This window comes from Pseudomonas sp. JUb42 (assembly GCF_024807945.1).
Lineage (GTDB): Bacteria > Pseudomonadota > Gammaproteobacteria > Pseudomonadales > Pseudomonadaceae > Aquipseudomonas.
This window is the reverse complement of the sequence record NZ_JANUFD010000001.1, coordinates 386,669-398,540: the sequence shown is the minus strand read 5'-3', so window position 1 is coordinate 398,540 and position 11,872 is coordinate 386,669. Positions and strand designations below refer to the sequence as shown.

Genomic DNA, 11,872 nt, shown 5'->3' with positions numbered 1-11,872 from the left:
GAACAAAAACGAATATAACTTTTGTTTTATAAACCTGATTCACAGGTTAGGGTGTCAGACCTTTTGCATGAATATGGAGCGCACACCTTGCCTCTGCGTAGCACGTTCACCCGTTTTTTTCAGCTTGAGGCCGCCAGTGGCCTGCTGCTGATCGCCGCCGCCATCCTGGCCCTGATCATCAATAACTCACCCCTGTCCGGCTGGTACAACGCCTTTCTGGAAATCCCCGTAGTGGCCCAGTTCGGCGCGGTGAAAATCGCCAAACCCCTGCTGTTGTGGATCAATGATGGCCTGATGGCCCTGTTCTTCCTGATCATCGGTCTTGAAGTCAAACGCGAAGTCCTGGAAGGCCACCTGTCGAAGATTTCGCAGATTGTCCTGCCGGGCGCGGCGGCCGTTGGCGGTATGGTGATTCCAGCGCTGGTCTTTACCGCACTGAACCACGACAGCCCATCGGCCATGACTGGCTGGGCAATTCCCATGGCCACCGACATCGCCTTCGCCCTGGGCGTGCTGGCCCTGCTCGGCAAGCGCGTGCCGGTATCGCTGAAGCTGTTCCTGATGACTCTGGCGATCATCGACGACCTGGGGGCGATCATCGTTATTGCGGTGTTCTACTCAAGCGAGTTGTCGGGCCTGGCCCTGGCACTGGCTGGCGCTTCGATCATCGCCCTGATAGCTATGAATCGATTGGGCGTGGTCAAGCTGGCGCCGTACCTGCTGATTGGCCTGGTGTTGTGGGTCTGCGTGCTCAAGAGCGGCGTGCATGCGACCTTGGCCGGCGTCATCCTGGCGTTCTGCATTCCCCTGCGCACCCGTAACGAGGAAGCCTCACCGGCACACACCCTGGAGCATTCCCTGCATCCCTGGGTGGCCTACGGCATCCTGCCGCTATTTGCCTTTGCCAATGCCGGGGTGTCACTCAAGGGCGTGACTCTGGATAGCTTTATCCACCCGGTACCCTTCGGGATCGCCTTGGGCCTGTTGCTCGGCAAGACCGTCGGGGTCTTTGGCCTGACCTGGCTGGCCGTCAAGACCCGCATGGCCACGCTGCCGACCGGTGCGGGCTGGGGTCAGGTGTTTGGCGTCGCCATACTGTGCGGTATCGGCTTCACCATGAGCCTGTTCGTCGGCTCCCTGGCCTATGTGCCGGGCGTCAGCGAGTTTGCCGGGGAAGACCGCATGGGGATCCTGACGGGGTCGATCCTGTCGGCGTTTATCGGTTATGCCGTGATGGCGTTTTTTAGCCGCAAGAGTGGCTGATCAGTTCCTACAGAAAACGCGCAAAAAAATCCCGGCCTCACGACCGGGATTTTTTATTGGCTGACCAACACTCAATGAGTGACGCGACTGGTGCCGTTGAGGCTCATGATGCGTACGCGCTCACCGACCCGGAAAATCTCGTTTTCCTGAACCTGCTGCACGTAGGCACGCATGCTGCCGTCGTCTTCACGCACAGTGATCTCGACGCCTTGGGTGCGGGTCAAACCTTCTTCGGTCGCCGAACCCAAAAGGCCGCCGGCCACTGCGCCGACTACCGCCATGACGATACTGCCGCGACCACCGCCAATAGCGCTGCCGCCGACACCGCCGACAATCGCACCGGCACCGGCGCCGATCGGCGTCTTGGTGCCTTCGATCTTCACTGGGCGCAACGACTCAATAGTGCCCAGGCGAACGGTTTGTACAGCTCGCGCTTCATCGCGGGAATACGAATCGCCGGTCAGACTCGAAGTACAGCCGCTGAGTGTCATCACCATCGCTGTGAATGAAGCCGCCAGCAAAGCAGACTTGCGCATATAGATACCTCCAGGGTGAACAGGCCTCCATTAGACTCCGCGTCCCGGACCCTGTCACGCCCCTCTATCTTTAAATAATGTTTATTCAGCCGCCATACAGCGGTTACGGGGCAAGGCGCTCACGCAGCCAACTGTCGCCCTGTAAGCGATAGTTCAAACGGTCATGCAGGCGGCTCGGGCGGCCTTGCCAGAACTCGATCCGCTCCGGCAGCAGGCGGTAGCCACCCCAGTGTTCCGGGCAGTGTGGCTGGCTGTCGCTGAAGCGGGCCTGGGTGTCCTTGAGCAGGTTTTCCAGCTCCTCGCGATCGGCGATCACCTGGCTCTGGGGCGAGGCCCAGGCGCCGAGGCGGCTGCCCAGCGGACGGACCTGATAGTAGGCATCCGACTCTTCAGGCGACACCTTGGCCACCCGCCCTTCGATACGCACCTGACGTTCCAGCGTCGGCCAGAAGAACGTCATGGCGGCGAAAGGATTGGCAATCAGTTGTTCACCCTTGGCGCTGTCGTAGTTGGTGAAAAACGTAAAGCCCTGCGCATCCAGCCCCTTGAGCAGCAGCACCCGGCAGTGCGGACGCCCGTCCTGATCGACCGTGGCCAGTGTCATGGCGTTGGCTTCCACCGGCTTCTGCTCGGTTTGCACCGCTTCGTCGAACCAGCGATGAAACAGCGCGAAAGGCTCATCGGGAGCCTGGGCTTCGGCCAGACCATCGCGAGCATAATCACGGCGCATATCGGCCAGGGGTTGGGTCATGACGTCCTATCCTTCGTTAAAAGTATCCGTGGTCAGTTGCTGCTGGCCTGATCGCCGGTCGCCTTCTTTGCCGTCTTGGCAGGGACGGCCTTGGCGGGAGCGGCTTTCTTGGCCGGAGCAGCCTTCTTGGTTGCAGGCGCCTTGGCGGTGGACGGTGCGGCTTTCTTGTCGGTCGCAGCCTTGGCCGGTGCTTTTACCGCAGGCTTGGCTGCCGCCGGAGCAACTGCGGCAGGCGCGGCCTGGGTGCTTTGTACTGCAGCCAGGGTTGGAGCCTGGGGAATCTCATACTTGGCCATCAGCACCGACATAGTGTTCTGCGGCGTCATGAATATCTCAATGCGACGGTTCAGCGCACGGCCCTGGACACTGTCGTTGGCCGCACGAGGCATTGCCGAGCCCATGCCGCGCAGGCTCAAGCGATTACGCTCCAGTCCGCTGAGGCGGAAGATCGCCGCCACGGACTGGGCACGCTGCTGGCTGATCTGCTGATTGAGGTCGGCGCCGCCGACGGCATCGCCGTGGCCCAGAACCAATACTGCAGTTTTCGGATCGCCTTCGACCAGCTTGGCCAGACGAGTAATCGGGCCCAGAGTTACCGGTAGCAACAAGGCCGGACGGTTCGGGTTGAAGGAGCTGTCGATGGGCGCGGTGATTACCAGCAGGTCTTCACGGCGTTCGAGTTCGAACGGGCTGTCCTTGATCGCCACGCGCAGGCGCGGCTCGTAGTCATCGAGCCAGGCCTTGGTCACCTTGGGGTCGATCACTGCTGCGACGGCCTTGGGCTGATCAGCCGACTTGGCGGCATCGCCAGCAAATGGCCACCACCATTTGCTATCGCTGTCGGCCTTGGCCACCGCGGGGGTCGCAGGCTTGGCGGCAACAGTCGGCTGAGCCGGAGTTTCGGCCTTGGCAGCGGCGCCGTCCGAACCAAACGGCCAGTACCAGTGCTTCACGTCCGCCGCATCAGCCTTGTCTGCCGACGTGGCGACTTGCTGGGCCGTGGCAGGCTTGGTGTCGGAGCTGCCAAACGACCACCAGCTGTGGCTGCTGTCGTCGGCGACGTCCTTCTGAGGAGTTTGCGCACACCCCGCAGCAGTGGCGAGGCAAAGGGCGATGGCAAGGCTTTTATTGAGTGACATGGGGTGACCCGTAAAAAATGGTAAGCAAACAGGGAAACGGCAGTGAGTCCGTATAACACGCATAAACAGACTCTTGGAAAGGGAAACCGTCACACGGTTCCTGTAACAGGGCATTAACTGACAATCGGTATGAAACAAGTACTTATGATGAATACTTATTGCAAACACTCACCCAGAATCCGCGCCAGCTTTTGCGCCCGTGGATCCATCAAGACGTAAGGGCCGAGGGTGTTGGTGACGAAGCCAAAAGCAACCTCACGCTCAGGGTCGGCAAAGCCGATGGAGCCACCTGCACCAGGGTGACCGAAAGCTTTAGGGCCCAGGCCATAGGTGGCATTGGCGACGTCCGGCTGATCGAGCATGCAACCCAGGCCGAAGCGGGTCTGGGTCAGCAGCGTTTGGTCCTGCCCTTGGGCGTGGGTGCGGGTCAGTTCGTTGAGCAAATCCGCCTCAAGCAAGCTGCCTTCAAGCAGGCCGGTATAGAAACCAGCAAGGCTTCGGGCGTTGCCATGGCCATTGGCAGCCGGTTGCTGCATGCGCCGCCATTCAGGCTTGTTGGTGCTGGTCATGATCGACGGCGGATTGGTAAAGGCCCGGGCAGTCATGGAGTTCGGTTCGCGCATGGTGGTCTGCAACAGGCGCTGAGCGGCCTCGTCACCGACATTGCCCTTGCCGCGAGCGATATGAGCGACCCGATAAAACTCTTCATCGGCCAGCCCGACATGGAAATCCAGGCCCAGCGGCCGGGCAATCCGCGCGGCAATGGACTCACCCGGCCCACGGCCATCGGCGCGGCGTATCATTTCCCCGACCAGCCAGCCGTAAGTAATCGCGGCATAGCCATGGCCCTGACCCGGCGTCCACCACGGCGTCTCGGCAGCAAGGGCGGCGGTCATGGCGTTCCAGTCATACAGGGCTTCGGCAGGCAGCGTCTCGTGCAGAGCTGGCAGACCGGCCTGATGGCACAGCAGATGACGCAGGGTGATGCCTTGCTTGCCCGCCGTCGCGAACTCCGGCCAGAGCTTCGCGACAGGTTCGTCGAGGTGCAGCTTGCCCTCGCCGACCAGCTGCAGGGCAGCCACGGCGGTAAAGGTCTTGGTGCAGGAGAACAGGTTGGCGATGGTATCGCTGTGCCAGACCTCGGCGCCGTCCTTGTCGGCAGTGCCCGCCCACAGGTCGACGACAGTTTGCCCGCCAATCTGAATGCACAACGCCAGCCCGCGCTCTTGAGGGTCATCAAAAAGCGCGGCGAACGCTTCGCGAACGGCTTCGAATTGCAGCTCGAAATGACCTTGGATCTGCATTCGTGGGATCTCCTGATGGCGGGTGCACAAAAAGTGGCGAGCATTGTTCCAGTGATAGCGCGCTTTGGGAACACACCAGACTCAGGAGATCTCGCGGCGGAACGGCGGCAGCGCGTTGAGAATCGCCTTGCCGTAGCGCTGGGTGACCAAACGCCGATCCAGCAGCGTGATGGTGCCGCGATCCTCTTCGGTGCGCAGCAACCGGCCGCAGGCCTGGACCAGACGCAGCGAGGCGTCGGGCACGGCGATTTCCATGAACGGATTGCCGCCACGGGCTTCGATCCACTCAGCCAGAGCCGCTTCCACAGGATCGTCCGGTACGGCAAAAGGAATCTTGGCGATCACTACATGCTCGCAGTAGGCACCGGGCAAATCCACGCCTTCGGCGAAACTGGCCAGGCCGAACAGCACGCTGGAATCACCGCCATCGACCCGGGCCTTGTGCTTGTTGAGGGTTTCCTGCTTGGACAGGTTGCCCTGAATGAACACTTGCTTGCGCCAGTCCCGCTCCAGGCCGTCAAACACGTCCTGCATCTGTTTGCGCGAAGAGAACAGCACCAGAGTGCCCCGAGAGCCTTCGACCAGAGTCGGCAGTTCACGAATGATCGCGGCGGTATGAGCAGCGGCGTCGCGAGGATCGGCCTTAAGGTCCGGCACCCGCAGCACACCGGCATCGGCGTGATGGAACGGGCTCGGCACCACTGCTGTCACCGCGCCCTTGGGCAGCCCGGCACGCATTCGATAGCGGTCGAACTTGCCCAAGGCGGTCAAGGTTGCCGAGGTCACCAAGGCGCCGTAGGCGACGTTCCAGAGGTTACGCCGCAGCATTTCGGCAGCGAGGATGGGGCTTGCATTGACCTCGATATCGAACAGCGAACCGCTGTCGGCCAGGGTCAGCCAACGCGCCATGGGCGGGCTGTCCTCCGGGTCCTCGGCGGTAAAGGCCGTCCACAACTCCCAGTTACCGTGGGCCCGCGCCAACAGGCTGCCGAACAACGGATACCACTCTTCGGCCTGATGGCTGGCGATGCCGATATTGACCTCGCCATCCATGCCTTCCTTGAGCAGGTCGGCCAGACGGGTGAACAGGTCGTCGAGGCGGGCAAAGCCCTTTTTCAACTCGATGCCCATCTCGCGGATATGTTCGGGCACCACGCCGCCGATAAAGCGATGGCGCGGCCGCTCGCGACCTTCCATGTCTTCACCGGCGCGGAAATCCGCCAATTGCTCGCAGGCACTGAACATGAACTGTTGCTGGCCCTTGATTTCCCGGGCCAGCTCCGGCACTTGTTCGATCAACTTGCCCAGGTCGCCCGGCAGCGGGTGCTGGGCCAGCAGTTTGGTCAGGTTCTTGGCGGTCTGCTCCAGCCAGTCGGCGGTAGAGCGCAGACGGGTGTAGTGGGCGAAGTGGCCGATGGCCTTGTCCGGCAGGTGATGGCCTTCGTCGAAGACGTACAGGGTGTCCCGGGGATCAGGCAGCACCGCGCCGCCGCCCAGCGCCAGATCGGCCAAGACCATGTCATGGTTAGTGACGATCACATCGACTTTGCCCATGCCTTCGCGGGCCTTATAGAAGGCGCACTGCTGAAAATTCGGACAGTGCCGATTGGTGCACTGGCTGTGGTCGGTGGTCAGGCGCGCCCAGTCCTGATCTTCCAGGGCCTGGGGCCAGCTGTCGCGGTCGCCGTCCCATTTGTTGCCGGCGAGCTTTTCGATCATGCTGGTAAACAGTTTCTGGCTGGCTTCATCGACCTCGATCTTGAAGCCTTCTTCCTCGAACAGCTGCGCCGTGGCGTTGGCCGAGTCGCCTTCCTGCAGGAGCATGTCGAGCTTTGACAGGCACATGTAGCGCCCCCGCCCCTTGGCCAGGGCGAAGGTGAAGTTCATGCCGCTGTTGCGCATCAGCTCGGGCAGATCCTTGTAGACGATCTGCTCCTGCAGGGCGACAGTGGCGGTGGCGATGACCAGGCGCTTGCCCGCCGCCTTGGCCGTAGGAATGGTGGCAATGGCATAGGCCACGGTCTTGCCGGTACCGGTGCCCGCTTCCACCGCGACCACGGCCGGGTCACCCGAGCGCCGCCCTTCTTCATCGGTCTCGATATCGCCCAGCACCTTGGCGACCTCAGCGATCATCAAACGCTGGCCATAACGGGGCTTGAGGCTCTTGGCTTCGAGGAAACGCGAATAGGCGCCCTGAATCTGGGACTTGAGTTCGGTACTGATCATGGGCTTGAGGCGCTACAAATATGCTGGATAAATTCTCAGTAGTTCTGAGAGGCCGCTATCATACCTCGCTAAATCCTTCCGCGCAGAACGGAGTACCTGATGACACCCTTTTCCCTCGTCTACACCCTGCATGTTCTGGCCGCCCTGACCTGGGTCGGCGGCATGTTTTTCGCCTGGATGGTCCTGCGCCCCGCGGCCGTCGCTGCTCTGGACGGCCCGCCACGGCTTAAATTATGGCTGAATGTGTTCCCGCGCTTTTTCGTCTGGGTCTGGGCGGCTGTGGTGATTTTGCCGATCAGCGGTATCGGCATGATCCAGCTGCAATTCACCGGCTTCGAAACCGCACCACGCTATGTGCAGGTGATGATCGGCCTGTACGTGGTCATGGTCGCCCTGTTCATCCGCATCCAGGGCCTGCAACTGCCGGAACTGCGTCGTGCAGTGGAGGCAGAGCAATGGGCCGACGGCGCGGCGGCGCTGGGGCGGATTCGGCGACTGGTGGGCAGTAACCTGATTATCGGGTTGCTGGTGGTGGCGATTGCGGCGGCGCGGCCGATGTTTTAAGTCAGATCATCTGCATCGGAATGAGATTGTGTAGGAGCTGCCGAAGGCTGCGAAAGCGGTTTACCTGGTGAACCCGGTTCGCAGCCTTGGGCGGCTCCTACAGGATTGGGTTAGCTGACGGATCGATCGGGGCCAAAAAAATATAGCGCAACCATCGCCAGCCCCGTGACCGCCACATAGGCAGCCGCAGCCTTCATCTGTCGGCGAAGCCGCACAGGTATGCGCTTGTCCGCGTCCTTGGGAATTTCGCCGCGCTTGAAGTGAAGTGTTGGCATAAGCACAATTGTTATTATATTGGAGAACCTTATTTGACGACCTAGAAGCCCGTCACCACATACAGTTCGGTTCCATTCGACTGAATGAATTCCTTCCAAACACCCTTCCAACTGCGTCAGCTTGCGATAATAAAAAAATAATATAATCCCGGAGCTGACTAGCATATTCAGCGAAATCAATACAATACATAGCCCCCAATAAAAACTCATCAACTCTCACTCCAGTTATATAAAAGCTCCCCGACATCGCCTCCGAAAGACTCACCTAATGCCCCGCCAATATACCCCCCCGCCACACCGACAATGATCCCACAGGCCAATCCACCCCATCCACCTGTAGGAACCGCAACGGCAAGGCATAACGATTTTGTAGCGCCCCCTGGCAAAGCGCCGCCAGCTAGCCCGCCCATAACGGCGCCGCCCAACTTCCCTCCCGCCACATAATGCGTCTTGATACACTTATCCTCCCGCCCAATCGAACAAGCCTCGCTTATCTCCAATGCACTGGCCGTCGCATTCATTACAATACCCACATGAGTCCCGTATTTAAGCAACTTTGCCGTCCTGGCAATGTTACTCATACGTCGGGTGTAATCGCGCAGTTCACCGGTATGCAGATAACTTTGGTGGAAATCCCCAGCATCTTCTTGATCGAGCCATGGTTGTGCATGCCCGTACCCCAGCGGGCTATGCCCTTGAGCTGACCATCGAGTTTGCCGAACAGCACCTGGCGTTGATTGATAAATTCCTGTCGAGCGATGGGCGTGCCCCGTTGCAGCGACAGTTTGTGCAGTTTTTCGATATCGGCCAGGGTCTGTTCTACGCCCTTGAGATAACTGCTCCAACTCCCGGAGACGGCGCCAAGGCCCAGCGAGCCGTAGCCGAGCATAGGCTGCAACACATCGTAATGTTTGAGCATCAGGCCGTCAGAGCCTAGAGAGTTGTGGTGGACCTGATGGCTGACGTTTTGCGCCATGCGCATCAGTTCGGCCTCCTCGATGGTGCAGGATTTAGTGGTGCTGTCGGGCACTATGACCATCTGCCCCGGAATCACCACCTGATTGCGAATATGCACATTCAGCGTATTGAATTTATCGCCAGCGCCCAAACGGGACTTGATAGCGCTATCGCCCTGCATTTGGTCATTGATAAATGCGTAAGCCTTGCTCATCTCTTGAACTCCCTGTAACTGGAAGTGCGAGAATATTGAAACTGAATAGAGATGAGCTACAACGCAATCGATATTTACGAATTTCCAGAAGCAACCTACAAGCCCTGGTTAACTTTCCCTACAGCGACAATTGAAAATTTACTTAAGCTAACAAAAACACGGTTCAACGGCAGACCTTTTCTGTATCTTTCGCATTAACTTTCCTAGAAGATCTCCAGCTCTTGCATGAGGTAACTTTGCTCTTTAGGCTGCTTCGGTCGCTGAATAATCAGTAATCGGGTTTAGCAGCCTCTTTTTCCGTTACTTACGTGCAAGGTCAAATCCATGGCAACTTTGCGTGGGGCACTTTCAAGTGCGCCGGGTAATGGTAAGGGCAACCGGTCTGCTAACCCACGTCGAGACCTGCTGAATAAGTTGAATCTGTGGGACAGGCTTGTAGGACCAGCTGTAGGAGCGGCTTAAGCCGCGAGAGCGCTCTCCCGGCTAAAGCCGGTCCTACGGCCTTTGTTTCCGGCGTGACGGCTTACAAATGCTGCACCGTCACCGAACCCGCCGAACCTTTACCGCCCGGTTGCCCGGCGTCGCCTGTGCGACCAGACTTGCCGCCGTCGGCGCGGTAGACCAGACAGCCTTTCGAGGCGCCGCCCTGGCCGCCCTTACCGCCAACGCCTGGCGCGCCACCGGCACCGCCGTCGACCTGCACCTTGATGTGCTCAGCGGTAAACTCCAGCGGCACTTCCAGTCTTACCTGACCACCCGCAGCACCTTCACGGCCGTCGCCCCCCTTGTCACCATCGGAGCCCTTGCCCGCCTGGCCCCAGGTGCAGCCCGGCGCCTTGCCGTTGCCACCGTCCAGGCCACTGTAGCCAGGCGCACCGGTGCCGCCACGGGCGTCCACTGCGAGAATATCGGCCTTGAGGCGCTCCAGTCGCAGCGTCAGGTTGCGCCCTGGCAACGCCGGTTTCTCGAAGCTGCCCGCTGCGCCCCGGGCACTGATCTGGCTGCCACTGCCCAACTCACCTTGCTTGACCGCCAGCTTGAACGGCGTCGGGCCGGGCACGATGGTGATGCGTGCCTCACGGCCCAGCTTCAATTCGCCGACGTTCATTTCGGTGACGGCGGCCGGAACCCATAAGGTTGCACCATCGGCGACTTCCAGACGATCCAGTTGCAGGACGCTGTTATTGCCGGGCAGGCGCATGAAGGAATTAGGCTGGACATTGATGGACTGGGCCATCGCCAAGGGGCTGCACAGCGCAGCGAGCAGACAGAGACTACGCATGGCTGACCTCACGGGACGAACGGGAAAAGGATTGCAGATGGAACATGCCGAAGCAGAGGATTTGTAGCCGATCCCGCCAGGGATGCGCTCGTCCACGCAGGTCGCCGTTGAAAAACAGCACCTCAAGCACATGCATCAGCAGCATCAGGCCGCCGGCGAGCTTGAGCAGTATCTCGAAAGGGCTTGGCAGTTGCACCGCCAGGCTCACCAACACCACCAGCCAGAAGGCCAGCGTCAACACTTTCCCCATGCCCCAAAACAGCTTCATTACATGCCCCTGGTTATAGTTTTTCTGCGAACGCTTCCTATTGGGAACGCACAGTAACGGCTAGGGGGAAGAATATGCCAGCGCGGGGGTGAAATTTCATGTAGCCGGGAAGTGAACCGCCAGGCGGTTTCAGAAAAGAACGGGCCCGGCAATAAGCCGGGCCCGTCTGTTTACAGCGAGGGATCAACGGTTGATCTTGATTTCCACACGACGGTTCTGCGCACGGCCATCAGCGGTTTTGTTGTCCGCTACCGGGCGGCTTTCGCCGAAGCCTTCAACGGAAACGAACTCGCTGCGCGGAATGCCGGAGCTGACCAGGTAATCAGTCACCGAGGCAGCGCGTTTCTGCGACAGTTTTTTGTTGTAGGCATCGCTGCCGACGCTGTCGGTATGGCCGCTGACATGCAGTTGGGCAGTCGACGCTTCGCGTTTCAGGCGAGTGGCGATGACGTCGAGTTTTTTCTTGTCAGCTGCGGTCAGCTTGGCCGAGTCGAACTCGAACAGCACGTCACGGATGACAATCACTTCCTCGCGGGACGAGGTGACCGGCTCGACCGGCACTGGCGCCGCTACAGGCGGTGGTGGGGGCGGGCAGCCATCGGCATCAACGACTACACCTTTAGGCGTGTTCGGGCACTTGTCGCGGCTGTTCGGTACGCCGTCGCCATCATCATCGCCATCACCATGCACCCAGCAATAGGCACCGGCCATGACACCCACCGCACCACCCAGGCTCGCTGCAACCGCAGCAGTCTGGAAGGCACCGACGGCAGCACCACCCAATGCGCCGCCAGCAGCGCAAATGGGCCAATCAGTCTTTTGCAAGCCAGCGCAACCCGTGAGGACGCTGGTAACGAGAAGCAGAGGTAACGCCGTGCGCAACATTCTCATATGTTTTTCTCCTAATAGTCGGCCCACCGCCGCTAAAGGATTAAAGACGGCACTTGGCCATAACGCCAGCTTTATCCCGTGTTTCCGGGAGATTGCACTCATTTTTATACTTTTCGTCACCCAGCTCCGGAAAACGCTGAACGATTCAATTCGCCAGCAGTCAACGGCGCCGTAAAAAGCGCTTTCCAGAAATCAGGTGCAG

General features: G+C 59.8%; 12 protein-coding genes. 2 read left to right on the top strand and 10 right to left on the bottom strand.

The annotated features are described in order from the left end of the window. Nucleotides 1–87 precede the first annotated feature (87 nt). Nucleotides 88–1,263 (top strand): Na+/H+ antiporter NhaA, encoded by a 1,176-nt coding sequence (gene nhaA, locus M2401_RS01880; RefSeq protein ID WP_259098987.1) that lies wholly within the window; start codon nucleotides 88–90, stop codon nucleotides 1,261–1,263. 71 nt (nucleotides 1,264–1,334) lie between these two features. Here nhaA and M2401_RS01875 read toward each other — a convergent pair whose 3' ends face one another. The 5 genes from M2401_RS01875 to dinG all read right to left on the bottom strand — a co-directional run bounded on the left by M2401_RS01875 (nucleotide 1,335) and on the right by dinG (nucleotide 7,219). Then, complete coding sequence (locus M2401_RS01875; protein WP_259098986.1) at nucleotides 1,335–1,799, bottom strand: hypothetical protein; 465 nt, start codon at nucleotides 1,797–1,799, stop codon at nucleotides 1,335–1,337. A gap of 103 nt (nucleotides 1,800–1,902) precedes the next feature. Continuing rightward, entirely contained in the window at nucleotides 1,903–2,550 is a 648-nt protein-coding gene (gene pdxH, locus M2401_RS01870) for a pyridoxamine 5'-phosphate oxidase (RefSeq protein WP_259098984.1), read from the bottom strand. A gap of 32 nt (nucleotides 2,551–2,582) precedes the next feature. Next, on the bottom strand, nucleotides 2,583–3,689 hold the full coding sequence (locus M2401_RS01865; RefSeq protein ID WP_259098982.1) for an OmpA family protein: 1,107 nt from the start codon (nucleotides 3,687–3,689) through the stop codon (nucleotides 2,583–2,585). A gap of 155 nt (nucleotides 3,690–3,844) precedes the next feature. Next, nucleotides 3,845–4,993, bottom strand: a complete 1,149-nt coding sequence (locus tag M2401_RS01860) for a serine hydrolase domain-containing protein (RefSeq protein WP_259098981.1) — start codon at nucleotides 4,991–4,993, stop codon at nucleotides 3,845–3,847. 81 nt (nucleotides 4,994–5,074) lie between these two features. After that, nucleotides 5,075–7,219 carry an ATP-dependent DNA helicase DinG gene (gene dinG / locus M2401_RS01855; protein ID WP_259098979.1) on the bottom strand — a complete coding sequence of 715 codons (2,145 nt, stop codon included), beginning with the start codon at nucleotides 7,217–7,219 and terminating at the stop codon, nucleotides 5,075–5,077. A 99-nt stretch (nucleotides 7,220–7,318) separates the two neighbouring features. Here dinG and M2401_RS01850 point away from each other — a divergent pair, with 99 nt between their 5' ends. Beyond that, the gene (locus M2401_RS01850) at nucleotides 7,319–7,783 is read left to right on the top strand and encodes a CopD family protein (RefSeq protein WP_259098977.1); all 465 of its coding nucleotides are present in this window, start codon (nucleotides 7,319–7,321) and stop codon (nucleotides 7,781–7,783) included. Nucleotides 7,784–7,893: 110 nt separating this feature from the next. Here M2401_RS01850 and M2401_RS01845 read toward each other — a convergent pair whose 3' ends face one another. The 5 genes from M2401_RS01845 to M2401_RS01825 form a co-directional block, all read right to left on the bottom strand. Further along, nucleotides 7,894–8,268 (bottom strand): hypothetical protein, encoded by a 375-nt coding sequence (locus M2401_RS01845; RefSeq protein WP_259098974.1) that lies wholly within the window; start codon nucleotides 8,266–8,268, stop codon nucleotides 7,894–7,896. Nucleotides 8,269–8,635: 367 nt separating this feature from the next. Next, nucleotides 8,636–9,229 (bottom strand): hypothetical protein, encoded by a 594-nt coding sequence (locus M2401_RS01840; protein ID WP_259098973.1) that lies wholly within the window; start codon nucleotides 9,227–9,229, stop codon nucleotides 8,636–8,638. Nucleotides 9,230–9,752: 523 nt separating this feature from the next. After that, on the bottom strand, nucleotides 9,753–10,511 hold the full coding sequence (locus tag M2401_RS01835) for a collagen-like protein (protein WP_259098970.1): 759 nt from the start codon (nucleotides 10,509–10,511) through the stop codon (nucleotides 9,753–9,755). After that, nucleotides 10,504–10,779, bottom strand: coding sequence for a DUF1145 domain-containing protein (locus M2401_RS01830; protein WP_259098968.1), 276 nt, complete (start codon nucleotides 10,777–10,779; stop codon nucleotides 10,504–10,506). The genes M2401_RS01835 and M2401_RS01830 overlap by 8 nt, the downstream gene beginning before the upstream one ends. A gap of 183 nt (nucleotides 10,780–10,962) precedes the next feature. Beyond that, on the bottom strand, nucleotides 10,963–11,670 hold the full coding sequence (locus M2401_RS01825) for an OmpA family protein (RefSeq protein WP_259098965.1): 708 nt from the start codon (nucleotides 11,668–11,670) through the stop codon (nucleotides 10,963–10,965). Nucleotides 11,671–11,872 lie beyond the last annotated feature (202 nt).

Excerpts from the sequence above, each read along its gene's own strand:
- M2401_RS01845 (WP_259098974.1), bottom strand. The coding sequence starts at position 8,268 with ATGAGTTTTTATTGGGGGCTATGTATTGTATTGATTTCGCTGAATATG.
- M2401_RS01860 (WP_259098981.1), bottom strand. The coding sequence starts at position 4,993 with ATGCAGATCCAAGGTCATTTCGAGCTGCAATTCGAAGCCGTTCGCGAA.
- M2401_RS01825 (WP_259098965.1), bottom strand. The coding sequence starts at position 11,670 with ATGAGAATGTTGCGCACGGCGTTACCTCTGCTTCTCGTTACCAGCGTC.
- dinG (WP_259098979.1), bottom strand. The coding sequence starts at position 7,219 with ATGATCAGTACCGAACTCAAGTCCCAGATTCAGGGCGCCTATTCGCGT.
- M2401_RS01865 (WP_259098982.1), bottom strand. The coding sequence starts at position 3,689 with ATGTCACTCAATAAAAGCCTTGCCATCGCCCTTTGCCTCGCCACTGCT.
- M2401_RS01840 (WP_259098973.1), bottom strand. The coding sequence starts at position 9,229 with ATGAGCAAGGCTTACGCATTTATCAATGACCAAATGCAGGGCGATAGC.
- pdxH (WP_259098984.1), bottom strand. The coding sequence starts at position 2,550 with ATGACCCAACCCCTGGCCGATATGCGCCGTGATTATGCTCGCGATGGT.
- M2401_RS01875 (WP_259098986.1), bottom strand. The coding sequence starts at position 1,799 with ATGCGCAAGTCTGCTTTGCTGGCGGCTTCATTCACAGCGATGGTGATG.
- M2401_RS01830 (WP_259098968.1), bottom strand. The coding sequence starts at position 10,779 with ATGAAGCTGTTTTGGGGCATGGGGAAAGTGTTGACGCTGGCCTTCTGG.
- M2401_RS01835 (WP_259098970.1), bottom strand. The coding sequence starts at position 10,511 with ATGCGTAGTCTCTGTCTGCTCGCTGCGCTGTGCAGCCCCTTGGCGATG.
- M2401_RS01850 (WP_259098977.1), top strand. The coding sequence starts at position 7,319 with ATGACACCCTTTTCCCTCGTCTACACCCTGCATGTTCTGGCCGCCCTG.